The following is a 24,720-nucleotide window of genomic DNA, read 5'->3' as shown; positions in this document are numbered from 1 at the left end:
CCACCTTACCGGCGACAGTGCCCCCCTTGGAACGACCAACCGGGGATGCCCCTTTTGAGAGGCATCCCCGGTCGGATGTTCAGGCCATCGAGTTGTCTCAGACGAGCTCGGTGACGGTGCCGCCGGCGGCGGCAATCTTCTCCTTGGCGGAGCCGGAGACGGCGTCAACCGAAACCTGCAGCGCCACGGAGATCTCGCCCTGGCCCAGGACCTTGACGAGGCTGTTCTTGCGCACCGCGCCCTTGGTGACCAGATCGGCCACCGTGACCTCGCCGCCCTCGGGGTAGAGAGCGGAGAGCTTGTCCAGGTTCACGACCTGGTACTCGGTGCGGAACGGGTTCTTGAAGCCCTTGAGCTTCGGGAGACGCATATGGAGGGGCATCTGCCCACCCTCGAAGCGCTCCGGAACCTGGTAACGGGCCTTGGTGCCCTTGGTACCACGACCTGCGGTCTTACCCTTGGACGCCTCACCACGACCCACACGGGTCTTGGCGGTCTTGGCGCCCGGGGCAGGACGGAGGTTGTGGACCTTCAGCGGGTTGTTCTCCGCCATGTCAGTCGACCTCCTCAACCGTCACGAGGTGGCGGACGGTGTTAGCCATGCCGCGGAACTCGGGGCGGTCCTCCTTGACAACCACGTCGTGCAGGCGCTTGAGCCCGAGCGAACGCAGGGTGTCACGGTGGTTCTGCTTGCTGCCGATGTACGACTTCGTCTGCGTGATCTTGAGACGGGCCATTACGCACCCGCTCCCGCACGCGCACGGAGCAGAGCCGCGGGGGCGACGTCCTCGAGGGGCAGACCGCGGCGGGCCGCGATCTCCTCGGGACGCTGCAGGCCCTGGAGGGCCGCCACGGTCGCGTGCACGATGTTGATCGCGTTGTCCGAGCCGAGCGACTTCGACAGGATGTCGTGCACGCCCGCGCACTCCAGCACGGCACGCACCGGGCCACCGGCGATCACGCCGGTACCGGGGGAAGCCGGCTTGAGCAGGACGACGCCCGCGGCCTTCTCGCCCTGGATCGGGTGCGGGATGGTGCCCTGGATACGGGGAACCTTGAAGAAGTGCTTCTTGGCCTCCTCAACGCCCTTGGCGATGGCGGCCGGCACCTCCTTGGCCTTGCCGTAACCGACACCCACGGTGCCGTCACCATCGCCCACCACGACCAGCGCGGTGAAGCTGAAGCGACGACCACCCTTCACAACCTTGGCAACGCGGTTGATCGCGACGACGCGCTCAACGTAAGCGGTCTTCTCGGCGGCAGCGCCACCGTCGCGACCCTTCCGGTCCCGCCGCTCGCCGCCACCGGCACCGCTTCCGCGGCGCTGGGGTCCAGCCATTGGATTTACCTCTCTCTGTTACGTCCGCTAGCTCCGGAACCGGGGCTTAGAACTTCAGCCCGGCTTCGCGGGCGGCGTCAGCCAGAGCGGCAATGCGCCCTGCGTACTGGTTACCACCGCGGTCGAACACGACGGCCTCGACGCCGGCGGCCTTGGCGCGCTCGGCGACCAGGGATCCGACCTGCTTGGCCTGGGCGCTCTTGTCGCCCTCGGCACCACGGATCGAGGTGTCCAGGGTCGACGCCGACGCGAGCGTGTGGCCCGCGATGTCGTCGATGACCTGAGCGACCATGTGGCGGTTGGAACGCGTCACGACCAGGCGCGGACGCTCCGGCGAACCGGAGATGCGCTTGCGAACGCGGATGTGACGGCGCTTGATGGCAGCGGCCTTGTAGGCCTTGCCCTTAGCAATCTTGACACCGTATGCCATGGCTTACTTACCCGCCTTTCCGACCTTGCGGCGGATGACCTCGCCCGCGTACTTGACGCCCTTGGCCTTGTACGGGTCGGGCTTCCGCAGCTTGCGGATGTTAGCGGCGACCTCGCCGACCTTCTGCTTGTCGATGCCCTCGACAGTGAACTTCGTGGGCGTCTCGACCTTGAAGGTGATGCCCTCGGGGGCCTCGATGAGGATCGGGTGGCTGTAACCCAGGGCGAACTCCAGGTTGGAGCCCTTCGCCTGGACGCGGTAGCCGACCCCGCTGATTTCGAGCGCCTTGACGTATCCCTGGGTCACGCCGGTGATCATGTTCGCCACCAGCGTGCGGGACAGGCCGTGCAGGGCCTTGTTCTGACGCTCGTCGTTCGGGCGCAGCACCTGAAGGATGCCGTCCTCGCCCTTGGTGACCTCGATCGGCGCGGCAACGGTGTGCGAGAGGGAACCCTTGGGGCCCTTCACGGCGACCGTACGGCCATCGATGGTGACGTCCACACCGGCGGGAACCTGGATGGGGAGCTTGCCGATTCGCGACATGAGCTTTTCCTCCGTTCCCGACTACCAGACGTAGGCGAGGACTTCCCCACCTACGCCCTTCTTGCTGGCCTGCTGGCCGGTCAGGAGACCGTGGGACGTGGAGATGATGGCCACGCCCAGGCCGCCGAGAACCTTCGGCAGATTGGTGGACTTCGCGTACACACGCAGACCCGGCTTGGAGATGCGCTTGATGCCGGCGATCGAACGCTCGCGGTTCGGGCCGAACTTCAGCTCCAGGACGAGGCTCTTGCCGACCTCGGCGTCCTCGACCTTCCAGCCGGTGATGAAGCCCTCCTGCTGGAGGATCTCCGCGATGTGCGACTTGATCTTGCTGTGCGGCATCACGACGTCGTCGTGGTACGCCGAGTTCGCGTTGCGCAGACGCGTGAGCATGTCTGCGATGGGATCAGTCATGGTCATGAATTGGCCTTCGGCCTCTCTCGCCGGGGTTTCCTGTATGCGCCATCCCTCTCCCCGATCAGAGCCGGGACGGGTGCGGTGCGGGGACCTACGGCGTAGTAAGTCTTAGGTGGACGGCGGGCGCCCAACCCCACAAGCCTACGGCATGTGAAGGAGGGCTCCCGCCAACCACATTGCTTACCGAGAGCTTCTGGTTGATTCCCTTTGGGGAATTACCAGGAACTCTTGGTCACGCCCGGCAGCTCACCGCGGTGGGCCATCTCACGAAGGCACACACGGCACAGGCCGAACTTGCGGTAGACGGAGTGGGGACGGCCGCAGCGCTGGCAGCGGGTGTAACCGCGCACACCGAACTTCGGCTTGCGGGCGGCCTTAGCGATCAGAGCCTTCTTCGCCACGGTCAGTTCTCCTTGAACGGGAAGCCGAGGTGACGAAGGAGGGCACGACCCTCGTCGTCATTGGTCGCCGTGGTGACCACGGTGATGTCCATGCCCCGGACCCGGTCGATCTTGTCCTGGTCGATCTCGTGGAACATGACCTGCTCCGTGAGACCGAAGGTGTAGTTGCCACGGCCGTCGAACTGCTTCGGGGACAGACCGCGGAAGTCACGGATACGCGGCAGCGCGAGCGACAGCGTACGGTCCAGGAACTCCCACATGCGGTCACCGCGGAGGGTGACGTGGCAGCCGATCGGCTGACCCTCGCGCAGCTTGAACTGCGCGATGGACTTCCGGGCCTTGGTGACGGACGGCTTCTGGCCGGTGATCGTGGTGAGGTCCTTGATGGCACCCTCGATCAGCTTGGAGTCGCGGGCGGCGTCGCCCACACCCATGTTGACCACGATCTTGACGAGACCGGGGATCTGCATGACGTTCTCGTACGAGAACTCCTCACGCAGCTTTCCGGCGATCTCCTCGCGGTAGCGCAGCTTCAGACGCGGCGCGGTAGTGGTCGCAGTCATCAGATGTCCTCACCGGTCCGCTTGGCAACGCGGATCTTGTTGCCCTCGTCGTCAAAGCGGTAGCCGACGCGGGTGACGACCTTCTTGCCGTCCTTCTCCACGACCAGCTGAACATTGCTGATGTGGATGGGGGCTTCGGTGGTCACGATGCCGCCGGTCTGCGAACCGCGAGCCGTCTGGCCGGCCTTGGTGTGCTTCTTGACCCGGTTGACACCCTCGACGAGAACACGGTCCTGCGTGGGGTAGGCCACGATGACCTTGCCCTGCTTGCCCTTGTCCTTACCGGTGATGACCTGAACCAGGTCGCCCTTCTTGATCTTCATGCTTACAGCACCTCCGGCGCGAGCGAGATGATCTTCATGAACTTCTTCTCGCGCAGCTCACGGCCCACCGGGCCGAAGATACGGGTGCCGCGAGGGTCGCCGTCGTTCTTCAGAATGACGGCGGCGTTCTCGTCGAAGCGGATGTACGAGCCGTCCGGACGGCGGCGCTCCTTGACGGTGCGAACGATGACCGCCTTGACGACGTCACCCTTCTTCACGTTGCCACCGGGGATCGCGTCCTTGACGGTGGCGACGATGACGTCACCGATGCCCGCGTAGCGGCGACCCGAGCCACCGAGAACACGGATGGTGAGAATTTCCTTCGCACCCGTGTTGTCGGCGACACGCAGTCGCGACTCCTGCTGGATCACGTCTATCTCCTGATCGTCTGCCGGTTCCCCGGGGGCCGATCACTCGGCCCCCGGAGCCTGGCGGAACTAGTCCGAGGGAAATGCCCTGCTGGCAAACCCCTCAGGGGTTACTTGGCCTTCTCGAGGATCTCGACGATGCGCCACCGCTTCGTGGCGGACAGCGGCCGGGTCTCCATCAGGAGGACGCGGTCGCCGATGCCGGCGGCGTTCTGCTCGTCGTGCGCCTTGAGCTTGTTCGTACGGCGGATGACCTTGCCGTACAGCGCGTGCTTGACGCGGTCCTCGACAGCGACGACGACGGTCTTGTCCATCTTGTCGCTGACGACCAGACCCTCACGGGTCTTGCGGAATCCGCGGTCGGCGCCCGCGGCGGAGCCGCTAGTGGTTGCAGTGGTCTCGGTCACGTTGCTCTCAGTCATCAGGCGCTCTCCACCGTCTCGATGCCCAGCTCGCGCTCACGCATCAGGGTGTAGATCCGCGCGATGTCCTTGCGCACGAGCTTCAGCCGCCCGTGGTTTTCGAGCTGACCCGTCGCCGCCTGGAAGCGGAGATTGAACAGCTCTTCCTTGGCCTCGCGAAGCTTGGCGAGAAGCTCCTCGTTGCCCAGTTCGCGCAGTTCGGACGCCTTGGTCACGGCCGCCATCACGACTCACCTGCCTCGCGCCGAACGATCCGGCACTTCATCGGAAGCTTGTGAGCAGCGCGGGTAAGCGCCTCACGCGCAATCTTCTCGTTCGGGTAGGACAGCTCGAACATCACCCGGCCGGGCTTGACGTTCGCGATCCACCACTCGGGGGAACCCTTACCGGAACCCATGCGGGTCTCGGCAGGCTTCTTGGTGAGCGGACGGTCCGGGTAGATGTTGATCCAGACCTTGCCGCCACGCTTGATGTGACGGGTCATCGCGATACGAGCGGCCTCGATCTGACGGTTCGTCACGTACGCGGGGGTCAGCGCCTGGATGCCGTACTCGCCGAACGCAACCTGCGTCCCACCCTTGGACATTCCGCTGCGCTTCGGGTGGTGCTGCTTGCGGTGCTTGACCCTACGGGGGATCAGCATTTCGGTCAGGCCTCCGTTCCGCCGGTAGAAGAGGACGTCGCCTCAGCGGCCGGAGCAGCGGCGGCGTCGGCCTTGGGGGCCTCGGCTGCCGGGTTCTGCTGCGGCTTGCGGCCACGGCCGCCACGCTCGCCACCGCGGCCACCACGGCCGGCGGGACGGTCGTTGCCACCACCACGGGCCGGACGGTTGCCGGCGCGGGCCGCGGCGTTCTCGGCGCGCACCTCGGCGATGTTCTTGACGTCGCCCTTGTAGATCCAGACCTTCACACCGATACGGCCGAAGGTCGTCTTGGCCTCGAAGAAGCCGTAGTCGACGTTCGCGCGGAGCGTGTGCAGGGGCACGCGGCCCTCGCGGTAGAACTCCGAGCGGGACATCTCGGCGCCGCCGAGACGGCCACCGCACTGGATCTTGATGCCCTTGGCGCCGGCCTTCATCGTCGACTGCATGCTCTTACGCATGGCGCGACGGAAGGAGACACGCGAGGACAGCTGCTCGGCGACGGCCTGGGCCACCAGCTGAGCGTCCACCTCGGGGTTCTTGACCTCGAGGATGTTCAGCTGGACCTGCTTGCCGGTCAGCTTCTCCAGCTCGCCGCGGATGCGGTCGGCCTCGGCGCCGCGGCGGCCGATGACGATGCCCGGACGTGCGGTGTGGATGTCAACGCGGACGCGGTCGCGGGTGCGCTCGATCTCCACCTTGGAGATGCCGGCCCGCTCCATGCCCTTCGTCATCATGCGACGAATGGCGACGTCTTCCTTGACGTAGTCCTTGTACAGCTTGTCGGCGTACCAACGGGACTTGAAGTCCGTGGTGATACCGAGTCGGAACCCATGCGGGTTAACCTTCTGGCCCATTACCGGGTTCCTTCCTTGCTGCTGACGACCACGGTGATGTGGCTGGTCCGCTTACGGATCCGGTAGGCACGGCCCTGGGCACGCGGACGGAACCGCTTCAGGGTCGGGCCCTCGTCCACATACGCCTCGCTGATGACCAGCGAAGAGGCGTCGGTGTGGTCGTAGTTGTGCGCGGCGTTGGCGATGGCACTGTCAAGCACCTTGCCGACCGGCACGCTCGCGGCCTGCGGGGCGAAGCGCAGGACCGCCTGAGCCTCCGTGGCATCCATGCCACGGATGAGGTCCACCACGCGGCGGGCCTTCATGGGCGTGACGCGGATGTACCGCGCCTGGGCCCTGGCTTCCATGGTTGTCCCTTCGGTGTAAGTCATAGTCAGTCACCCCGCGTTAGCGGCGCTTCGACTTCCGGTCGTCCTTGACGTGGCCGCGGAAGGTGCGAGTCGGCGAGAACTCGCCGAGCTTGTGGCCGACCATCGACTCGGTGACGAACACCGGGACATGGATCTTGCCGTTGTGCACCGCGATCGTGTGGCCCAGCATGGCCGGGACGATCATCGAGCGACGGGACCAGGTCTTGATGACGTTCTTGGTGCCTGCTTCGTTCTGGACGTCCACCTTCTTGATCAGGTGGTCGTCGACGAAGGGCCCCTTCTTGAGACTGCGCGGCATCTAAACCCGCTCCTAGCGCTTCTTGTTCGTCTTGCGGCGGCGGACGATGTACTTGCTGCTTGCCTTCTTCGGCGAGCGAGTACGACCCTCCTTCTGACCCCACGGGCTGACCGGGTGACGTCCACCGGAGGTCTTGCCCTCACCACCACCGTGCGGGTGGTCAACCGGGTTCATCGCGACACCGCGGACGGTCGGGCGTACGCCCTTCCAGCGCATACGGCCGGCCTTGCCCCAGTTGATGTTCGACTGCTCGGCGTTGCCGACCTCGCCGATGGTGGCGCGGCAGCGGACGTCGACCAGCCGGATCTCGCCGGACGGCATACGGAGGTGGGCCATGGAGCCCTCCTTCGCCAGCAGCTGCACGGAGGCACCCGCGGAACGGGCGAACTTCGCGCCGCCGCCGGGCCGCAGCTCGATGGCGTGGATGGTCGTACCGACCGGGATGTTGCGCAGCGCCAGGTTGTTGCCGGGCTTGATGTCGGCGGCCGGACCGTTCTCGACACGCGCGCCCTGCGCCAGGCCACGCGGCGCGATGATGTAGCGCTTCTCGCCGTCCGCGTAGTGCAGCAGCGCGATGCGCGCGGTGCGGTTCGGGTCGTACTCGATGTGCGCGACCTTGGCCGGCACGCCGTCCTTGTCGTGACGACGGAAGTCGATCACACGGTAGGCGCGCTTGTGTCCACCACCCTGGTGGCGAACGGTCACACGACCGGCGTTGTTACGGCCGCCCTTGCTGTGCAGCGGGCGGACCAGCGACTTCTCCGGCGTGGACCGCGTGATCTCGACAAAGTCGGCGACGCTGGAGCCACGACGGCCCGGGGTCGTCGGCTTGTACTTGCGGATACCCATTGTCTCTCAGTCCTCGGAAGAATTCCGGATCCTGGACGTCTCGACCTCCGTCAGGAGGTCGGGCCGCCGAAGATGTCGATACGGTCGCCCTCTGCGACGGTCACGATGGCGCGCTTGGTGTTCGCGCGCTTACCGAAACCGGTGCGGGTGCGCTTGCGCTTGCCCTGGCGGTTGATCGTGTTGACCCCGGTGACCTTGACCGAGAAGACCGCTTCCACGGCCTGCTTGATCTGGGTCTTGTTGGCGGTGGGCAACACGATGAACGTGTACTTGTTCTCGTCGAGCAGCGCGTAGCTCTTCTCGGACACCACGGGCTTGACGAGAACGTCACGCGGGTCGTCGAAGGTCTTGCTGGTGATCTCGGCCATCAGGCTTCGCTCCCTTCGGTCTCAGCGGCCCGTCGATCCGCGGGGCCGGACACGAAGGACTCGAAGGCGGCCTTGGTGAAGACCACGTCGTCGGAGACGAGCACGTCATACGTGTTCAGCTGCCCCGGCGCCAGGATGTGCACCTGGGGCAGGTTGCGGGCGGACAGCCACGCGGCCTCGTCGGACCTCTCGGCGACCAGGAGCACGTTCTTGCGCTCGCTGATCTTGCCGATCAGGGTCCTCGCGGCCTTGGTGGACACCGCGTCCTCGACCAGGCCGGAAACGACGTGGATACGAGAGTGACGGGCCCGGTCGGTGAGGGCACCGCGCAGGGCGGCGGCCTTCATCTTCTTGGGGGTCCGCTGCGAGTAGTCACGCGGCACGGGGCCGTGGACGACGCCACCACCGGCGAACTGCGGAGCGCGGGTCGAACCCTGACGGGCGCGGCCGGTGCCCTTCTGGCGGTACGGCTTCTTGCCACCGCCACGGACTTCGCCGCGGGTCTTGGTCTTGTGCGTGCCCTGTCGGGCAGCGGCCAGCTGGGCGACAACGACCTGGTGGATCAGCGGGATGCTGACCTTCGCGTCGAAGATCTCCGAGGGGAGTTCGACGGTCCCGGCCTTGTCGCCTGCCGGCGAAAGGATGTCAACGGTGCTCATCAGTTACCTCAGGCCCCCTTGGCCGCGGTACGGACCAGGACGAGGCCGCCGTTCGGACCAGGAACCGCGCCCTTGATCAGGAGCAGGCCCTTCTCCGCGTCAACGGCGTGAACGGTCAGGTTCTGGGTGGTGACCCGCTCGTTGCCCATACGGCCCGCCATGCGGAGGCCCTTGAACACACGGCCCGGGGTGGCGCAGCCACCGATGGAGCCGGGAGAGCGGTGCTTGCGCTGGGTGCCGTGACCGGCGCCGAGGCCCTTGAAGTTGTGACGCTTCATGACACCGGCGAAGCCCTTGCCCTTGCTCTTGCCCGTGACGTCTACCTTGACGCCGGACTCGAACGTGGCGGCGGTGATCTCCTGGCCGAGCGTGTACTCGGCGGCGTCGGAGGTACGGAGCTCCACCAGGTGGCGGCGGGGGGTCACGTCGGCCTTGGCGAAGTGGCCCTTGAGGGGCTTGTTCACCTTGCGCGGGTCGATCTCGCCGAAGGCGATCTGGACCGACTCGTAGCCGTCGGAGTCATTCGTACGGACCTGGGTAACAACGCAGGGCCCGGCCTTGACGACGGTCACCGGGACGACACGGTTGTTCTCGTCCCAGACCTGGGTCATGCCGAGCTTCTCGCCCAGGACACCCTTGATCTGCTTTGCCATCTCTTCCGCGCCTCTCAGAGCTTGATCTCGATGTCAACGCCGGCCGGAAGGTCCAGGCGCATCAGCGAGTCAACGGTCTTGGGCGTCGGGTCGAGAATGTCGATCAGGCGCTTGTGCGTGCGCATCTCGAAGTGCTCGCGCGAGTCCTTGTACTTGTGCGGCGACTTGATGACGCAGTACACGTTCTTCTCAGTGGGCAGCGGCACCGGGCCCGCGACCGACGCACCAGTACGCGTCACCGTCTCGACGATCTTCTTCGCCGAGGAGTCGATGACCTCGTGGTCGTAGGCCTTGAGCCGGATGCGGATCTTCTGTCCCGCCATGGCTGCTTCGTAGTCCTGTCTCTCGTAACGCTCTGGAACCCGGTAGCTCCGCTCCCCGCTCCGACCCACGCGGTCGGGCGTGTCGCATCCTCGCCAATGAAAATCTCCCGAAGGAATTTCCCTGCCAAGGGGTGCGGTCGTACGACCGCGAGCCGGGGCCGGGCCGCGATATCGCGATTAGCCACCGGGCGCCTGGCCGGAGCCCCGCTCACGCTTCCCGGAAGATTCCCGTACGTCCGCCTCAGCGCTGCCCTGAGGGGCAGTTGGGGCGACGAGTACTGTGGGACTCGCTTCCGGTCCTCCCGGCGGGAGGCGCGCAGCATCGGCACTCAACCGAGCAACCTGAACAGTGTGCCATAGGGGCCCTGGCCCTGGCCAATCGCGGCCGGAAAGGGTACCCCACGCCGGGACAGCTGAATCAGCGGACCGGCCCGGGACTCCGAAAAGGGGAGCTCGGAGCGGCACCGAGGGCGACCCCGTACAGACGGTGACGATCGACGGACCCAGGGGCGGCATGGGGTGACGAGTACGGCCGCGCCGCTTTCCGCCCGGGGCCGGGACCGGGACCGACCGGCCCACGACGTACGCCCACGACGTACGCAGGGGGCCGGGGCATACGAGCCCCGGCCCCCTGCCTCTGTCGCTGTCGCTACGGACGGGGCAGTCCGCCGGGCGCGGTGGCCCAGCCCGTGTTGGGCTGATCCCTCAGCGCGAAGGAGAGCGAACCGCCGGACCGTACGAGTGAGCCGCCGGCCCACGAGGCGTTCCGCCGCTCGCCGTTGATCTCCACGGAGTCCACGTACAGGTTCGCGTCGGACGCCGCCGGGGCGGTGATCGTGATGGCGCGGCGCTCCCCCGTCCCCGCGATCACCGCGCGCGGGAACAGCGGACCGGTCAGCAGCAGGTCGGCGCTGCCGGGGGCCTGCGGGTAGATACCGAGCGCGGCGAACACGTACCACGCCGACATCGTGCCGAGGTCGTCATTGCCCGGAAGCCCCGAAGGACCGGTCCCGTACACCGTGTCGACGATCTCGCGGACGGTCTCCTGGGTCTTCCAGGGCTGCCCGAGCGCGTTGTACAGCCACGGGGCGTGGATGCCGGGCTCGTTGGTGGGGTCGTAGCGCAGCGCGTCACCGCCGCGGACCGACCAGGAGCCGTCGGGCTTGTGGAAGAAGCCGTCCAGCCGGGCCGCCGCGGTGTCCCGGCCGCCCATGGCGTCGGCCAGGCCCTGGACGTCCTGCGGCACCATCCAGGTGTATGTGGCGGCGCTGCCCTGGGCGAAGCCCCGGTCGGAGGCGGGGTCGAAGGGGGTGACCCACGTACCGTCCAGGTTCCTGGCCTGGATGTAGCCCGCGCCGTCGGTGGCCCGCGGGTTGAATACGTTCTTCCAGTAGCCGCCCCGCTCGCTCAGCTCCCGGTACTCCCGGTCGCGGCCGAGCTGCCCGGCCCACTGGGCGAGCGCGGCGTCGGCGACGGAGTCCTCCAGGGTCTCGGCGGCGCCGCCCCAGCAGTGGCAGGCGTCCTGCGCGGCGTAGTGCGAGTCGAGGTACTGGGCCAGATTGGGCCGCTGCCCCTCGCACTGGCCGGGGCAGCCCGCGTCGGAGAGCCCGTCCGGGTGCGGGACCGTGGCCTGACGGTAGAGGGAGTCGAAGGCGCCCTCGGCGTCGAAGTTCCGTACGCCCATGGCATAGAAGGTTGCCAGCGTCGCGGCCGTCGGGTCGCCCGTCATCACATGCGTCGCGCCGCTGATGTGCACCCAGCGGTCCCAGACCCCGTCGTTCTGCTTGGCGAAGTTGAACAGCGACTGGGCGAAGTCACCGGCGACCCGTGGTTCGAGCAGGGCGAGCAGCTGTACCTGTGCGCGGTACTGGTCCCAGCCCGAGAAGTTGCTGTACTGCGCCCCCTGTCCGCGCTCCACGCGCCGTGTGACGCGGTCCATACCGGGGTAGCGGCCGTCACGGTCGCTGATCAGGTTGGGCTGCTGAAGCGAGTGATAGAGGGCGGTGTAGAAGGTGGTGCGCTGCGCCTCGCTGCCGCCGCCGATCCGAACGCCGCGCAGCTTCCGGTCCCAGGCCGCCCGCCCGGCGGCCGCCACGTCGTCCACGCTCGCGCGGGGCGCTATCTCCCCGCGCAGATTGGCCTCGGCTCCGGCGAGGGAGACGTACGAGATACCGAGCCGCATCCGGACATCGTTGTCACGCGCCGTGTCGAAGCCGACGTACCCACCGGATCCCCGGCCGGCCCGGTCCGCGCCGGTGGCGTACCCCTCGCCGCCGTCGGCCGTGGTGGAACCGGCGGACAGCCGGTCGTTCTGCCAGGTACCGACACCGGAGAAGGCGCGGTCGAAGGAGGCGGTGAAGTAGAGGCGGTAGTAGCTGGTGCGGTTGTTCTCACCGCCATTGGCACGCCGTCCGCAGAACGCCCCGGTCTCCACCCACCCGGTGACCTTGCGCGCCTTCTCGTCGATGGCGATGTGCGCGTCCTCGCTGCCGTTGAGGGAGTTGGAGACCCGGAAGAGCAGGTTGGCGGGCTTGTCGGCGGGGAAGGTGAAGTCGGCGACACCGGCCCGCTCGCTGACCGCGAGATCGGTGACGGACCCCGAGTCCAGCCCCACCCGGTAACGGCCGGGCTCGGCCTTCTCGTTGGCGTGCGAGAAGTCCGCGGCGTACTTCGCGTCCTTGGTGTCGGCGGACGGCGAGGTGTCGACCTCACCGACGAACGGCATGATCGGCACGTCCCCCGCGGCCCCCGGATGGCAGCCCGCGCCATTGACATGGGTCAGGCTGAAGCCGCGCAGGCGCGTCGTGTTGTACGAGTAGCCATTGGCCGCGGCGCTATTGGTCTGATCGCCGGCGGTGCTGGTCGGGGACCAGGCGATCATCCCGAACGGCAGATTGGCGCCGGGGTAGGTGTTACCGCCGTTGGCGGACCCGATGAGCGGATCGACGTACCCCACGGGGTGCCGCACCGTCTCGGCGGACGACGCCGCGTCGGCGGTGGTACCGACGGCGAGGGACGCGACGAGCCCGGCCAGAGCCGCGACCACACCCCCGCCGAACAGCGCCGATCGGCTCCTTCGTCTCCGCCTCTTCCGGAACGCTTCCATCGCGAACCACGCCCTTTCCTGTGTAGCCACGTCCATTGAGACGGCTGTGACCTTAGGAGCGTTGGGCGGTCCGGTGTCATCCGGCGGGAAGCACAGCCGGTGAAGGTTGCGTGAACCGGCCTGAGTTGGCGCGGCAGGGACCGCGGCGGAAGCACAGGGCCCCGCGCCCCGTCCTTGCGGACGAGATGCGGGGCCCCTGCTGAAGCTCCGAGGAGCTACCAGGTCAGATCAGCGATTACTTGTTGATCTTGGTGACCTGGCCGGCGCCGACGGTCCGGCCACCCTCACGGATGGCGAACTTGAGGCCCTCCTCCATGGCGACGGGCTGGATCAGCTCGACCGTCATGACGGTGTTGTCGCCCGGCATGACCATCTCGGTGCCCTCGGGGAGGGTCACCACGCCGGTCACGTCCGTGGTACGGAAGTAGAACTGCGGGCGGTAGTTGTTGAAGAACGGGGTGTGACGGCCACCCTCGTCCTTCGACAGGATGTAGGCCTGGGCCTCGAAGCTGGTGTGCGGCGTGACCGAACCCGGCTTGATGATGACCTGGCCGCGCTCGACGTCCTCGCGCTTGATGCCACGGAGGAGCAGACCGACGTTCTCACCGGCCTGGCCCTCGTCGAGCAGCTTGCGGAACATCTCGATGCCGGTGACCGTGGTGGTGGTCTTCTCGGTCTTGATACCGACGATGTCGACGGTCTCGTTGACCTTCAGGACACCACGCTCGATACGACCGGTGACGACCGTGCCACGACCGGTGATCGTGAAGACGTCCTCGATCGGCATCAGGAACGGCTTGTCGACGTCGCGCTCGGGCTGCGGGATGGACTCGTCAACGGCCTTCATCAGGTCGAGAACGGTCTTGCCCCACTCGGCGTCGCCCTCAAGGGCCTTGAGCGCCGAGACCTTGACGACCGGCAGGTCGTCGCCCGGGAACTCGTACTCGGAGAGCAGCTCGCGGACCTCGAGCTCGACGAGCTCGAGGATCTCCTCGTCGTCCACCATGTCGGCCTTGTTCAGGGCGACAACGATGTACGGAACGCCGACCTGGCGGGCCAGGAGCACGTGCTCCTTGGTCTGCGGCATCGGGCCGTCGGTGGCGGCGACCACGAGGATGGCGCCGTCCATCTGCGCCGCACCCGTGATCATGTTCTTGATGTAGTCCGCGTGACCCGGGCAGTCGACGTGCGCGTAGTGACGCGACTCCGTCTGGTACTCGACGTGCGCGATGGAGATGGTGATACCGCGCTGGCGCTCCTCGGGAGCCTTGTCGATCTGGTCGAAGGCCGAGGCCTCGTTCAGGTCCGGGTACGCGTCATGCAGCACCTTGGTAATGGCGGCCGTGAGGGTCGTCTTACCGTGGTCGATGTGACCGATGGTGCCGATGTTGACGTGCGGCTTAGTCCGCTCGAACTTCGCCTTCGCCACTGGGGTCCTCCTGGAGTGGTTCTGTACGCCTTACTCATCGGCGCCAGGTGATCTTTGCTGGGATGCCGGCCCCCGGGGCGGCCCCGTCATGATCCGGTGGATCCGGCGGAACTGCCCCGGGACTTGCCGGTGACAAGCCTAAAGCGTGGACTCGGAAGAGTTACTCGCCCTTGGCCTTCGCGATGATCTCCTCGGCGACGTTCCGGGGAACCTCGGCGTAGGAGTCGAACTGCATCGAGTAGCTTGCGCGACCCGAGGTCTTGCTGCGGAGGTCTCCGACGTAGCCGAACATCTCCGACAGCGGTACCAGGCCCTTGATGACCTTGGCGTTGGACCGGTCCTCCATGGACTGGATCTGTCCACGGCGGGAGTTGATGTCGCCGATCACATCGCCCATGTAGTCCTCGGGCGTGGTGACCTCGACGGACATCATCGGCTCAAGGAGTACGGGAGACGCCTTGCGGGCGGCTTCCTTGAACGCCTGCGAACCGGCGATCTTGAAGGCCAGCTCGGAGGAGTCGACCTCGTGGTAACCACCGTCGAGCAGCGTCAGGCGCACGCCGGTCATCTCGTAGCCCGCGAGGATGCCGAACTGCATGGCCTCCTGCGCGCCGGCGTCCACCGAAGGGATGTACTCCTTCGGGATACGGCCACCGGTGACCTTGTTCACGAACTCGTACGAGGTGTCGCCACTCTCGATGGGCTCGATCATGATCTGCACCTTGGCGAACTGCCCGGTGCCACCGGTCTGCTTCTTGTGGGTGTAGTCCACACGCTCGACGGTCTTACGGATCGTCTCACGGTAGGCGACCTGCGGCTTGCCGACGTTCGCCTCGACCTTGAACTCGCGGCGCATGCGGTCGACCAGCACCTCGAGGTGAAGCTCGCCCATACCGCCGATGACGGTCTGGCCGGTCTCCTCGTTGCTGTGCACCTGGAAGGAGGGGTCCTCCTCCGCGAGACTCTGGATGGCTACACCCAGCTTCTCCTGGTCGCCCTTGGACTTGGGCTCGATCGCGACCTCGATGACCGGGGCCGGGAAGTCCATGGACTCCAGGATCACCTGGTTCTTGTCGTCGCACAGCGTCTCACCGGTGGTGGTCTGCTTCAGGCCCATGACGGCGACGATGTCTCCGGCGCCCGCCGACTCGATCTCCTCACGCTTGTTCGCGTGCATACGGTAGATCTTGCCGATGCGCTCCTTGCGGCCCTTCACTGAGTTCAGCACCGCGGTGCCGGACTCCAGAAGGCCGGAGTACACCCGGATGAAGGTGAGCTTGCCCAGGTGCGGGTCCCTCATGATCTTGAAGGCCAGCGCGGACAGCGGCTCGTCGACGGAGGGCTTGCGCTTGACGACCAGCTCGGGGTCCTTCACGTCGTGGCCCTCGATGGCCTCGACGTCGAGCGGGGTCGGCAGGTAGCGCACGACCGCGTCGAGCAGGGGCTGAACGCCCTTGTTCTTGAACGCGGTACCGCAGAACACCGGGGTGACGGTGGTGCCGGCGGACTTGCCGGAGGCGATGGTGATACGGCGGATCGCCGCGTACAGCTGCTCCACGGTGGGCTCGGTGCCCTCCAGGTACAGCTCCATCAGCTCGTCGTCGTTCTCGGAGACGGTTTCGAGCAGCTTGCCGCGCCACTCCTCGGCCGCCTCGACGTGCGTGGCCGGGATGTCGACGACGTCGTACATCTCGCCCTTGGTCGCCTCGGCGGACCAGACAAAGGCCTTCATCGTCACGAGGTCGACGACGCCCGTGAAGTCCATCTCGGTGCCGATCGGCAGCTGCATGACGATGGGGACCGCGCCAAGGCGGTCCTCGATCATGTCGACGCAGCGGTGGAACTCCGCGCCGGTCCGGTCGAGCTTGTTGACGAAGCAGATGCGCGGCACGCCGTAGCGGTCGGCCTGGCGCCATACGGTCTCGGACTGCGGCTCCACACCGGCGACACCGTCGAACACGGTGACGGCACCGTCGAGGACGCGGAGCGAACGCTCCACCTCGACCGTGAAGTCCACGTGACCCGGGGTGTCGATGATGTTGATGGTGTGGTCGACGTCGTCGAGCGGCCAGTGGCAGGTCGTCGCGGCGGACGTGATGGTGATGCCGCGCTCCTGCTCCTGCTCCATCCAGTCCATCGTGGCAGCGCCGTCGTGGACCTCACCGATCTTGTAGCTCACACCGGTGTAGAACAGGATGCGCTCGGTGGTCGTCGTCTTGCCCGCGTCGATGTGGGCCATGATCCCGATATTGCGGACCTTGGCCAGGTCAAGCGAAGTGGTGGCCATAAGGCTCAATCTTCTCTCGGTCTCGATGTGGGGAGCGACTACCAGCGGTAGTGCGCGAAGGCCTTGTTGGACTCGGCCATCTTGTGCGTGTCCTCACGCTTCTTGACCGAGGCGCCGAGGCCGTTGGAGGCGTCGAGCAGCTCGTTCATGAGGCGTTCGGTCATGGTCTTCTCGCGACGGGCGCGGGAGTAACCCACGACCCAGCGCAGAGCGAGGGTGGCGGCGCGACCGGGCTTGACCTCGATCGGCACCTGGTAGGTGGCGCCACCGACACGGCGGGACTTGACCTCAAGCGTGGGCTTGACGTTCTCAAGCGCGCGCTTCAGCGTGATGACCGGGTCGTTGCCGGTCTTCTCGCGGAGGCCTTCCATGGCGCCGTACACGATCCGCTCGGCAGTGGAACGCTTGCCGTTGAGCAGAAGCTTGTTGATCAGCGACGTGACAAGAGGAGAACCGTAGACCGGGTCGATGATGACCGGGCGCTTCGGGGCGGGGCCCTTACGAGGCATTCTTACTTCTCCTTCTTGGCGCCGTAGCGGCTGCGGGCCTGCTTGCGGTTCTTGACGCCCTGGGTGTCAAGGGAGCCGCGGATGATCTTGTAGCGAACACCCGGCAGGTCCTTCACACGGCCACCACGCACGAGCACGATGGAGTGCTCCTGCAGGTTGTGTCCCTCACCCGGAATGTAGGCCGTGACCTCGATGCCGGAGGTCAGACGCACACGCGCGACCTTCCGGAGGGCCGAGTTCGGCTTCTTCGGGGTGGTCGTGAAGACACGCGTGCAGACGCCGCGGCGCTGAGGGGAACCCTCAAGTGCGGGCGTCTTGTTCTTCTCGACCTTGTCCTGCCGGCCCTTCCGGACCAGCTGCTGGATCGTAGGCACTACTTCTCCGGTTTCTGTGTGCCGTTAGTGAAACTAACCTGGAACACCTCCGACCCACGCGGTCGGGTGTGTCGAATACTGCATAGCCTCGCCGGAGGGCGAGGAGGGGGCAGATTACGGTGGCCGGTGCTCAAGCTCGCGTGCGGTTGAGGACACGCACAGGAGCCCAGGCACACCCCAGGCACAAGGTCTGAGCGTACCTACCTCATGGACTCCGGTCAAAACAAATGCCGGGCCCCCCGACACGCCGGACGTCCCCCCGGTGAACGGCGGGCGACGGGAGGCAGTACCACCGTTCAAGTCTGCCCGATCCGCGTTCTCAGTAAATTGATCCGAGCCGGCGACGACCGGTGGGCGAACGGGGACACCATGACCGCACCATACGTGCCAGGCGGTGAGGGGCTCGATGACCGGGTGCCCTTCCTCGCCCGGCTGGAGAGCGCGGACCGCGCGGCGCTGCTCGCTCTCGGCCACACACTGACTTTCGCGCCACGCGCGCCGCTGCTGCACCAGCACGAGCCGTCCTCCCACGTTCTGCTGATCCTGCACGGGTGGACCAAGGTGACCGCCGTCGCGGCCAACGGCTATGAGGCGCTGCTCGCGCTGCGCGGCCCCGGCGACATCGTCGGCGAATCCGCCGCGCTCACCGGACGTCCGCGCGCGGCGACAGTGACCGCGCTGGCGCCGCTGCAAGCCACGGCCGTCGAACACGAGCGTTTCAGGGAGTTCCTCGCCCACTCGCCCGCAGTCTCGTTCAAGCTGCTCGGGCTCACTGCGGATCGGACGCGTGCCGCCGACCGGCGGCGTCTGGAATTCGCCTCGATGAGCGTCCGGGAACGGTTCGCCGTACTGCTCCTGGATCTTGCCCGCACCCATGGCCGCCGTACTGACGAGGGCATCGAACTCGCTGTGCCGCTGAGCAAACAGGAGCTGGCCGGCTCGGTAGGGGCGTCCAGGGAAATGGTGCAGCGGCTGCTCAAGGAGCTGCGGGACCGCAAGGCCGTGGCCACAGGACGGCGCGCGCTGGTGATCGTACGACCGGACGTCCTGCGACGGATCGCGCGAGCGGAGAGCCCCGCTTATCCAGAGGCCGTGTCGTCGGCTCCGGTCGACACTCCAGACCCTGCCTCATGACGCTGTGTGGCCACACCGCCCCCACGGGTAACTCTGTGCACACGGTCACACTTCGAATGCGTCATCCGCCCTCACTCCTGGGCGCTCGTCGTCGCCATGCTCTTCACCGGCGCGACACCAGCACCGCATCCCGGCGAAAGGCAGTCATGACCGACCCAGTCAGCCGCACCATTCTTCTTCTCGACATCGAGAAATTCAGCGAACGGGACGACGTCGAACAGGCGTATCTGCGCCGCATGCTCTACGACATCACCGACCGTGCTCTGGAGACGGCGGACATCGACGAAACGCGGCGGCTGCGCGCCGACCGTGGCGACTCCGTCATGGAGCTGATCGACGCGAACACTTCCCTGACAGCGCTGCTGCGCGCACTGCTCACCCATGTGCCCGCCCAGCTACGGACGGTGAACCGGATGGCGTCCAGTTCCGCCCAGATACGACTGCGGGCGGTTCTGGCCACGGGATACGTGGCGATCGACGAGCACGAGGGATGGGTCGGGTCGGACCTCAACCGTGCTTGCCGGCTGCTCGACGGCGAGACGCTGCGCGCCGCGTTACGGGAGCGTACGGACGACTTCGCGCTCTGCGTCTCACCGTCGGTGTACACGGGGATCGTGCGGCACAACCATCCCGGCATCCCTGCCGAGGATTTCCGTGCCATCAAGGTGACCAGCAAGAACGGGCCACTGGAAGCGTGGCTGCACGGACCGGTGCCGACGACAGAGGGGAACGAACCGGGCCAGGTCCGTGACCACACCGAGAACCAAGGCCAAGCCCATAGCCCGACGGATACGAGCGGCGCGCGGCCGGGCGCCGCTCCCGCCCCTCAAGCCCCTTCGGGCACCGGACCGGTATTCCACTTCAACAATGGTGCCACCGTGCACTTCGGCGGCGGTCTTGTCGCCGGAGATCAACACGGCGTCTCCGGTGGCCAGGTCACCGGAGACGTGATCATGGGCAGCACCACCGACCACGGTGAGCACGGATGAGCACGGCCGAGACGGAGACAGGCGGGCCGCAGCAGTCGGGACCCGCCGACGACTACGCCGACGAGGACGACACCCAGCAGTCCCCGGACAGCGACGACGGCTCCGAGGAGCCCGACCAGCCGCAAGACGCCTGGTCGGCCAGGCGGGACCTGATCGATCACAGCCCCAGGAGCATGAGGGTCGGATCCGGGGCCCGGTTCAGCGGCGGTCTCGTCGGCGGCTCCCAGCACGGCGTCAGCGGAGGACAGATCTCCGGAGACGTCATCATGGGCAGCAAGACGGAGATCTACCACTTCGGCGGCTCGGCGGCGGCCCACTCGTCCGGCGAGGTGCCCCAGGCGACGCTGGAACGGCTGGCCGCGCACTTCGTCTCCGAGGGAACCAGCTTCGACACCCTGGCCGAGCGGCTGCGCGCCGAACGCATCCTGGTGCTCTCCGGCCCGCACTTCACCGGTCGGCGCACCGCCGCCCTCATGCTGCTTCACCGCCTCGGGGCTTCCCCCGTACGCGCGCTCGACCGCGAGACGTCCCCGACCGGACTGGCTGACCAGCTCATTGACGACGGGCAGGAAGACGCCCCGCAGGAGCAGCACCGCGCCCGCGGCTATGTGCTTTGCGACCTGATCACGCGCCGCGGCCGACCACTGCGGGAGGCTCACATCCTCGCTGCCCGGGACCGGCTCGCCAAGGACGACGGGTATCTGGTGATCACTGTGAGCCCCACAGCCTCACTGGAGGACATCCACGAGGCCGAGTGGCGACCTCCCACCGCCAGAGCCGTGCTGGAGGCGCACCTACGGGTACTGACAGAGACCGGGACCACTCGCGAACTCCTGGATCTACCGTCGGTGACCGAATTCCTCGGCCGCAGCCATCAGCTACGCGAAGCCGCCGAATACGCCAAGGTCCTCGCGCGGTACTCAGCGGGGCAGACCGACGAGCAACGTATCGGACACTTCTCGCTGGCCGCTCTCGAAAGCCAGGTGCAAGAGTGGTTCGAGGAGGACGAGGCATCTTCTCATCTGCGCGACAAAGCGTTCCTCGTCGCGCTGGCTGCCTTCGACGGCGGGCCCTACGCGCTGACGGCCGAGCTGAGCGACTTGCTGTACGCCTTCCTCCAGAAGACCGAAAACCCCGCCCAGCCACCCACGGTCCCCGTCTTCGGTACGCACATCGGCAAACGCCTCCAGCTCGCTCGCGCCACCCGGTACGAAGAGGAAGAGCACACCGAATGGGGACCGGTCACCCAGCTCAAGGCCGCCTACCTCGACGATCGTGCCTCACTCGTGCTGCTGCGCGAGGTGTGGACGGGACATCCCTCCGCTCGCGCCGCGTTGGTCCGCTGGCTGCGACAGTTGGCCGAGGACGGCCGACCACTCGTACGGACCCGGGCGGCCTCGACCGTCGCCGTTCTCGCCTATACCGATCTGCCGTCCGCGATGGCTCTGATCATCGAGCCATGGGCCACATCCGGCCGATTCCGGCAGCGCCTCGTCGCCGTCAACTCCCTGGCACTCACTCACCTCCTCGGCACCCGGAATGTGCCGCGCATCCTAGACGCCTGGTGCCTGAGCGAGGATCAAGGGCTGTGCTGGGTGTCCATCCGTGCCCACGGTCTGATCGGCCCCGAGCGCCCGGAGGAGGCCCTGGCCGCACTGCGCCGCGCCGCGCGCCACCAGCAGAAGCAGGAAGACCCCGACGAGGTGCTGACGGTCGAACTCGCCGCTTCGGTCGAACTCCTGCTCCTCTCCGACGCCGCTGAGCAGGTCCTTTCCGAACTACTCAGGACTTTGCACGACGACCGTCCCGTCTTCGATCTAGCCCTGAACGGCTTCCTCAGCGCCTGTAACCAGACGAAGGACGACGAACCGTATGGGCGTCCGCTCATCCTCGACTGGTACGCGCAAGCCGCCGCTCAAGAGCCCGGCCAGGCACCAGCCGCCCGGGGCATCGTCGAAATGTGGCGAGCCGCGCTGGGAGACCGCCTCCACACACAACGCGCGCTCGACGTGCTACGCCACTGGGTGCTGGCGGCGAGCCGCGATTCCGCGACCGAGTGGGCGCTCGCCGCGCTGCTGGCCGAACTTGTCACCTCAGCCACGGAACGCCAGCGGCTCGCCCATCTGCTGCGCACCATGCCCGGCGAGGACGGCGCCTCTCCGCCGCCCGTGGCAGACCGCCTGCTGTCCGTCCTGCCGCGCCGCTGAGACCGCTCCGGCTTCGGCCGGGAACCCGTCAAGTCCTCCCGAGGAGAATCGCGCCATGCCCGACTTCCGCCGTCCACCCGAGTGGGAGCAACCGGCCGACCGGCACACCCAACTGATCGACCCGGTCCTCACCGTACGGCAGCTTTCACGATTCGAGTTCACCCGCAAGCAGCTCACCCGCATCGACCACGCCTTAGTCTTCTCCACGCCCAGAGGGGAGTACAACACATATCTGCCTCCACTGCGGCCGAGCCGGGGCCAGGCCGCCGCCAAGCGGTACTCCGCCGTGTACGAGGTGGACATGGGCGTCCATCCCGTCCAGGCCGAGATCAGGTTGCCCAGCGACAACGACGCCTTCGAATTCCGAGTCACCGCCGAAATGTCCTGGCAGGTGACCGACCCCGCGCACTTCGTGGAGAGCGGTCACCGGGACGTACCGCGCCTCCTGCTGAGCGAGTTGGAGCAGGCAGCCAGGCCGGTCACCCGCCGCTTCCCCATATCCCGGAGCGCGGAAGCAGAACAGGAGGTGCTGCGGGCCCTGTCCGCGCGTGGCCCCCTCGGCTCCACCGCCGGTCTCCGGGCTTCCTGGACCGTACGGCTGCGTGGCGACCAGGAGAACATTGACCACCAGCTACGTCTCCAGGCGATCGACCATGCCTCCACCGAGCAGATCCATACCGAACGGCGCGGTATGGAGTACGACTCCGAGCTGGACAGGCGCACGAGGCAGCAGGACTCCCTCCAGGTGGGCCGCGCCCTGGATTACGGACGCCAACAGCAAGAGCTCGTACTGCAACAACAGCGGTGGCAGCACGACCTGGCCATGGCACAGGGGCGCCAGCAGCTCGAACTGCAGAAGATCGAGGCGGAGAAGATCGATTTCTACCAGTGGCATCTGCAACAGGGCGGGGTGCACGGATGGGCGCTGCATCTCGCCCAACACCCCGAGGACTCCCGGCTCGTGATGAACAGCATGCGCGAGGACCAGCTCCGGTTGATCCAGTCCCAGATGGAACTCGTCGCCCAGCTCCTTGGCGGCGACGGCGCGGAGAGCTACGAACTGGAAGGGCCCAAGCAGTTGGCCCTGCGCACCATGAGTGACATCCTCAATCAACGGCTCCCCGGAGTGGCGCAGGAGTCCGCCCCGCCACAGCCGACCGTCCCCGCCCCGGCCGTGCAGGGTGCCTCTCCTTCCGTGCCCCCGTCTCCTGCCCCACAGGACCAGGTCCCCGCCGAACCGCCACTCCCCCCGCAACCGCCTCAGCCGCGTGTGCGGGATGCCGTGCCCAACGTCTCACCCGCCGCGCCCGCGCCCCCGGTGGACACCCCCGGAGCCTTCACGGGCTGGCGGCCACCACCGGGCTACGGAAGCGCATCTGTCCCGCCGGAACCCCCCGCGCATCAGCCGCCCGCCAGCACTCAGGACACCGAGAGCGCCAAGAGCCGGCACGTCAATGGTCCCGAGACCGAGGCCGGGTGACCGGTGCCGATGTCGCGGCGCCTCTCCTCACCGGTTCGCGGTCCGAGATCGCCCGCGCCGACAGCACGACCACCCGGTGCACCGGCACAGGCCTGCTCCCCGCCGCGCCGCTCATCGGCTGACGCCACCACATCGCGAAGGATGACCATGTCCCAGCCACCCTACCCAGGTGCCACGCCCGAGCCACCGCCCTACCGGGCGGCCAGGCCCAGCCATCGGCCGGTCCCGGCGCCCCTGGCACGCCACCGCGGTACCCCCAGGCCGGCCCCGCATCTGTGCAGTCTCCCGCTCCCCCGCCGCACCCGGGGCAGCCGGCCCCGTACGAGCCCCCCGCCCCGGCCCCGCCCCACCCCCGGACTGCCCCACACGACCTGGACTATCAGAACGCTCCGGGCAACCGGGTGCACTTCACCGCCCGCCAGCGCGGCGCCGACGCCACCTCCCTCGGGCGGCTGGCACTCCATCTTCCCGGCTTTCTGATGAGCCTGCTGGTGGTCCTGATGCTGACCAACATCCTTGAGCCCTGGCTCGGAATCCCCCACTGGGTACCTACGTTGATCTGGCTGGCCTCGGGCGCCCTTGTCTTCCACCGCCCGGCCGAGGACTTCTTCGCACGGTATCTGCTGCGGTTCCAACGCCCGCTGCCCCACGAGACCGCCCGCCTCGCTCCGGTATGGCGGGAGGTGACCGCACGAGCAGGGGTCGACGGCCGGCAGTACGAGCTGTGGATCGAGGACAGCCAGCACCTCAACGCCTACGCCGCGGCAGGGCACATAGTCGGCGTCACCCGGTTCGCCCTGGAGCGGTTGCCGAGCGCGCAGCTCGCCGCCGTACTCGCCCATGAACTCGGCCACCACACCGGAGGACACGCCTGGTCCTCCCTGCTGGGCCACTGGTACTCACTCCCCAGCCGACTCGCGTGGCAGGTCGTCCGCAGGGCAGTCGTCTTCGCGGTCACGTTCGCCGGGTATGTGTCCTGCCTGGCCGCCGGTGTCCTGGTGTTGGTGATCGCCGTCTTCACGCTCGCCACGGTCACCGTACTGTACGGGCTGCCGCTGGCGCTCCTCGTCGTCCCCTATCTCATGGCCGCCGTCGGGCGCCGCGCCGAACTGCGGGCGGACCAGCACGCCGCAGCGCTCGGTTTCGCTCCGATGCTCGCGCAGGTCCTGCACACCATGCACCACTCGGAGACCCAGGCGCGGCTCCACGCCGCGGCGGCCGCCGGGAAAGCGCCTGCCGAGCCGGGAGTCCTGGCCCGGCTGCTCGCCACGCACCCTGACTACCCGACGCGGCTGTACCGGCTTCAGCCCTACATCCAGCCGCGGGGCTGAGAAAACGCCGAAGGGCGGCCCCCGCCGAGGGGACCGCCCTTCAGAACAAC

General features: G+C 67.2%; 32 protein-coding genes. 6 read left to right on the top strand and 26 right to left on the bottom strand.

Annotated elements, in window-relative coordinates; all coding sequences use genetic code 11:
- Window positions 1–97 precede the first annotated feature (97 nt).
- The 26 genes from rplO to rpsL form a co-directional block, all read right to left on the bottom strand.
- Window positions 98–553 carry a 50S ribosomal protein L15 gene (gene rplO, locus ACIRQP_RS07655; RefSeq protein WP_030351448.1) on the bottom strand — a complete coding sequence of 152 codons (456 nt, stop codon included), beginning with the start codon at window positions 551–553 and terminating at the stop codon, window positions 98–100.
- A 1-nt stretch (window position 554) separates the two neighbouring features.
- The gene (rpmD, locus tag ACIRQP_RS07650; RefSeq protein ID WP_024491595.1) at window positions 555–737 is read right to left on the bottom strand and encodes a 50S ribosomal protein L30; all 183 of its coding nucleotides are present in this window, start codon (window positions 735–737) and stop codon (window positions 555–557) included.
- Window positions 737–1,339 (bottom strand): 30S ribosomal protein S5, encoded by a 603-nt coding sequence (gene rpsE / locus ACIRQP_RS07645; protein ID WP_030351447.1) that lies wholly within the window; start codon window positions 1,337–1,339, stop codon window positions 737–739. The genes rpmD and rpsE overlap by 1 nt, the downstream gene beginning before the upstream one ends.
- Window positions 1,340–1,385: 46 nt before the next feature.
- On the bottom strand, window positions 1,386–1,769 hold the full coding sequence (gene rplR, locus ACIRQP_RS07640) for a 50S ribosomal protein L18 (RefSeq protein WP_030351446.1): 384 nt from the start codon (window positions 1,767–1,769) through the stop codon (window positions 1,386–1,388).
- Between the two features lie 3 nt (window positions 1,770–1,772).
- Window positions 1,773–2,312 carry a 50S ribosomal protein L6 gene (gene rplF / locus ACIRQP_RS07635; RefSeq protein WP_030351445.1) on the bottom strand — a complete coding sequence of 180 codons (540 nt, stop codon included), beginning with the start codon at window positions 2,310–2,312 and terminating at the stop codon, window positions 1,773–1,775.
- Window positions 2,313–2,333: 21 nt separating this feature from the next.
- On the bottom strand, window positions 2,334–2,732 hold the full coding sequence (rpsH, locus tag ACIRQP_RS07630) for a 30S ribosomal protein S8 (protein WP_382856419.1): 399 nt from the start codon (window positions 2,730–2,732) through the stop codon (window positions 2,334–2,336).
- Window positions 2,733–2,944: 212 nt separating this feature from the next.
- Entirely contained in the window at window positions 2,945–3,130 is a 186-nt protein-coding gene (locus tag ACIRQP_RS07625) for a type Z 30S ribosomal protein S14 (RefSeq protein ID WP_003948630.1), read from the bottom strand.
- A 2-nt stretch (window positions 3,131–3,132) separates the two neighbouring features.
- Window positions 3,133–3,693: a 50S ribosomal protein L5 gene (gene rplE / locus ACIRQP_RS07620; RefSeq protein WP_030351443.1), complete on the bottom strand. Its 561-nt coding sequence runs from the start codon at window positions 3,691–3,693 to the stop codon at window positions 3,133–3,135.
- Window positions 3,693–4,016, bottom strand: a complete 324-nt coding sequence (gene rplX, locus ACIRQP_RS07615) for a 50S ribosomal protein L24 (RefSeq protein WP_030351442.1) — start codon at window positions 4,014–4,016, stop codon at window positions 3,693–3,695. Before rplX ends, rplE begins: the two co-directional genes overlap by 1 nt.
- Window positions 4,017–4,018: 2 nt before the next feature.
- On the bottom strand, window positions 4,019–4,387 hold the full coding sequence (rplN, locus tag ACIRQP_RS07610; RefSeq protein ID WP_003974257.1) for a 50S ribosomal protein L14: 369 nt from the start codon (window positions 4,385–4,387) through the stop codon (window positions 4,019–4,021).
- Between the two features lie 107 nt (window positions 4,388–4,494).
- A complete protein-coding gene (gene rpsQ, locus ACIRQP_RS07605; RefSeq protein ID WP_382882960.1) occupies window positions 4,495–4,806 on the bottom strand; it encodes a 30S ribosomal protein S17 in 312 nt (103 codons plus the stop codon).
- Window positions 4,806–5,030 carry a 50S ribosomal protein L29 gene (rpmC, locus tag ACIRQP_RS07600; RefSeq protein WP_129770858.1) on the bottom strand — a complete coding sequence of 75 codons (225 nt, stop codon included), beginning with the start codon at window positions 5,028–5,030 and terminating at the stop codon, window positions 4,806–4,808. Before rpmC ends, rpsQ begins: the two co-directional genes overlap by 1 nt.
- A complete protein-coding gene (gene rplP, locus ACIRQP_RS07595; protein WP_014047785.1) occupies window positions 5,030–5,449 on the bottom strand; it encodes a 50S ribosomal protein L16 in 420 nt (139 codons plus the stop codon). Before rplP ends, rpmC begins: the two co-directional genes overlap by 1 nt.
- 5 nt (window positions 5,450–5,454) lie before the next feature.
- Complete coding sequence (gene rpsC, locus ACIRQP_RS07590; RefSeq protein WP_030351439.1) at window positions 5,455–6,303, bottom strand: 30S ribosomal protein S3; 849 nt, start codon at window positions 6,301–6,303, stop codon at window positions 5,455–5,457.
- Window positions 6,303–6,650, bottom strand: coding sequence for a 50S ribosomal protein L22 (gene rplV / locus ACIRQP_RS07585; protein WP_004571827.1), 348 nt, complete (start codon window positions 6,648–6,650; stop codon window positions 6,303–6,305). Before rplV ends, rpsC begins: the two co-directional genes overlap by 1 nt.
- Window positions 6,651–6,690: 40 nt before the next feature.
- Window positions 6,691–6,972, bottom strand: a complete 282-nt coding sequence (gene rpsS, locus ACIRQP_RS07580) for a 30S ribosomal protein S19 (protein ID WP_030351437.1) — start codon at window positions 6,970–6,972, stop codon at window positions 6,691–6,693.
- Window positions 6,973–6,984: 12 nt separating this feature from the next.
- Window positions 6,985–7,821, bottom strand: coding sequence for a 50S ribosomal protein L2 (gene rplB, locus ACIRQP_RS07575; RefSeq protein ID WP_129770859.1), 837 nt, complete (start codon window positions 7,819–7,821; stop codon window positions 6,985–6,987).
- Window positions 7,822–7,871: 50 nt separating this feature from the next.
- Window positions 7,872–8,189 (bottom strand): 50S ribosomal protein L23, encoded by a 318-nt coding sequence (gene rplW / locus ACIRQP_RS07570; protein ID WP_403884907.1) that lies wholly within the window; start codon window positions 8,187–8,189, stop codon window positions 7,872–7,874.
- Window positions 8,189–8,848 (bottom strand): 50S ribosomal protein L4, encoded by a 660-nt coding sequence (gene rplD / locus ACIRQP_RS07565; protein WP_403884904.1) that lies wholly within the window; start codon window positions 8,846–8,848, stop codon window positions 8,189–8,191. The genes rplW and rplD overlap by 1 nt, the downstream gene beginning before the upstream one ends.
- 8 nt (window positions 8,849–8,856) lie before the next feature.
- Window positions 8,857–9,501 carry a 50S ribosomal protein L3 gene (gene rplC, locus ACIRQP_RS07560; protein WP_030351433.1) on the bottom strand — a complete coding sequence of 215 codons (645 nt, stop codon included), beginning with the start codon at window positions 9,499–9,501 and terminating at the stop codon, window positions 8,857–8,859.
- A gap of 14 nt (window positions 9,502–9,515) precedes the next feature.
- Window positions 9,516–9,824, bottom strand: coding sequence for a 30S ribosomal protein S10 (gene rpsJ / locus ACIRQP_RS07555; RefSeq protein ID WP_003948644.1), 309 nt, complete (start codon window positions 9,822–9,824; stop codon window positions 9,516–9,518).
- 649 nt (window positions 9,825–10,473) lie between these two features.
- Window positions 10,474–12,930, bottom strand: coding sequence for a GH92 family glycosyl hydrolase (locus ACIRQP_RS07550; RefSeq protein WP_403884901.1), 2,457 nt, complete (start codon window positions 12,928–12,930; stop codon window positions 10,474–10,476).
- 235 nt (window positions 12,931–13,165) lie between these two features.
- Window positions 13,166–14,359, bottom strand: coding sequence for an elongation factor Tu (gene tuf, locus ACIRQP_RS07545; RefSeq protein ID WP_129770864.1), 1,194 nt, complete (start codon window positions 14,357–14,359; stop codon window positions 13,166–13,168).
- Between the two features lie 160 nt (window positions 14,360–14,519).
- Window positions 14,520–16,646 (bottom strand): elongation factor G, encoded by a 2,127-nt coding sequence (fusA, locus tag ACIRQP_RS07540; RefSeq protein WP_403884898.1) that lies wholly within the window; start codon window positions 16,644–16,646, stop codon window positions 14,520–14,522.
- Between the two features lie 38 nt (window positions 16,647–16,684).
- Complete coding sequence (rpsG, locus tag ACIRQP_RS07535) at window positions 16,685–17,155, bottom strand: 30S ribosomal protein S7 (protein ID WP_030351427.1); 471 nt, start codon at window positions 17,153–17,155, stop codon at window positions 16,685–16,687.
- A gap of 2 nt (window positions 17,156–17,157) precedes the next feature.
- A complete protein-coding gene (rpsL, locus tag ACIRQP_RS07530; RefSeq protein ID WP_003948652.1) occupies window positions 17,158–17,529 on the bottom strand; it encodes a 30S ribosomal protein S12 in 372 nt (123 codons plus the stop codon).
- 369 nt (window positions 17,530–17,898) lie between these two features.
- Here rpsL and ACIRQP_RS07525 point away from each other — a divergent pair, with 369 nt between their 5' ends.
- The 6 genes from ACIRQP_RS07525 to ACIRQP_RS07500 all read left to right on the top strand — a co-directional run bounded on the left by ACIRQP_RS07525 (window position 17,899) and on the right by ACIRQP_RS07500 (window position 24,670).
- The gene (locus tag ACIRQP_RS07525; RefSeq protein ID WP_403884895.1) at window positions 17,899–18,663 is read left to right on the top strand and encodes a Crp/Fnr family transcriptional regulator; all 765 of its coding nucleotides are present in this window, start codon (window positions 17,899–17,901) and stop codon (window positions 18,661–18,663) included.
- A 146-nt stretch (window positions 18,664–18,809) separates the two neighbouring features.
- Complete coding sequence (locus ACIRQP_RS07520; protein ID WP_403884892.1) at window positions 18,810–19,652, top strand: hypothetical protein; 843 nt, start codon at window positions 18,810–18,812, stop codon at window positions 19,650–19,652.
- The gene (locus tag ACIRQP_RS07515; RefSeq protein WP_403884889.1) at window positions 19,649–21,859 is read left to right on the top strand and encodes a hypothetical protein; all 2,211 of its coding nucleotides are present in this window, start codon (window positions 19,649–19,651) and stop codon (window positions 21,857–21,859) included. Before ACIRQP_RS07520 ends, ACIRQP_RS07515 begins: the two co-directional genes overlap by 4 nt.
- Before the next feature lie 55 nt (window positions 21,860–21,914).
- Window positions 21,915–23,339 carry a hypothetical protein gene (locus tag ACIRQP_RS07510; protein WP_403884887.1) on the top strand — a complete coding sequence of 475 codons (1,425 nt, stop codon included), beginning with the start codon at window positions 21,915–21,917 and terminating at the stop codon, window positions 23,337–23,339.
- On the top strand, window positions 23,336–23,461 hold the full coding sequence (locus ACIRQP_RS07505; RefSeq protein ID WP_403884884.1) for a hypothetical protein: 126 nt from the start codon (window positions 23,336–23,338) through the stop codon (window positions 23,459–23,461). Before ACIRQP_RS07510 ends, ACIRQP_RS07505 begins: the two co-directional genes overlap by 4 nt.
- A gap of 279 nt (window positions 23,462–23,740) precedes the next feature.
- Window positions 23,741–24,670: a M48 family metalloprotease gene (locus ACIRQP_RS07500; protein WP_403884881.1), complete on the top strand. Its 930-nt coding sequence runs from the start codon at window positions 23,741–23,743 to the stop codon at window positions 24,668–24,670.
- Window positions 24,671–24,720: the final 50 nt, after the last annotated feature.

The organism is Streptomyces sp. NPDC102274, from assembly GCF_044766385.1.
Taxonomy (GTDB): domain Bacteria; phylum Actinomycetota; class Actinomycetes; order Streptomycetales; family Streptomycetaceae; genus Streptomyces.
The sequence above is the reverse complement of the archived record's forward strand: the minus strand, read 5'-3'. Positions and strand labels throughout refer to the sequence as shown.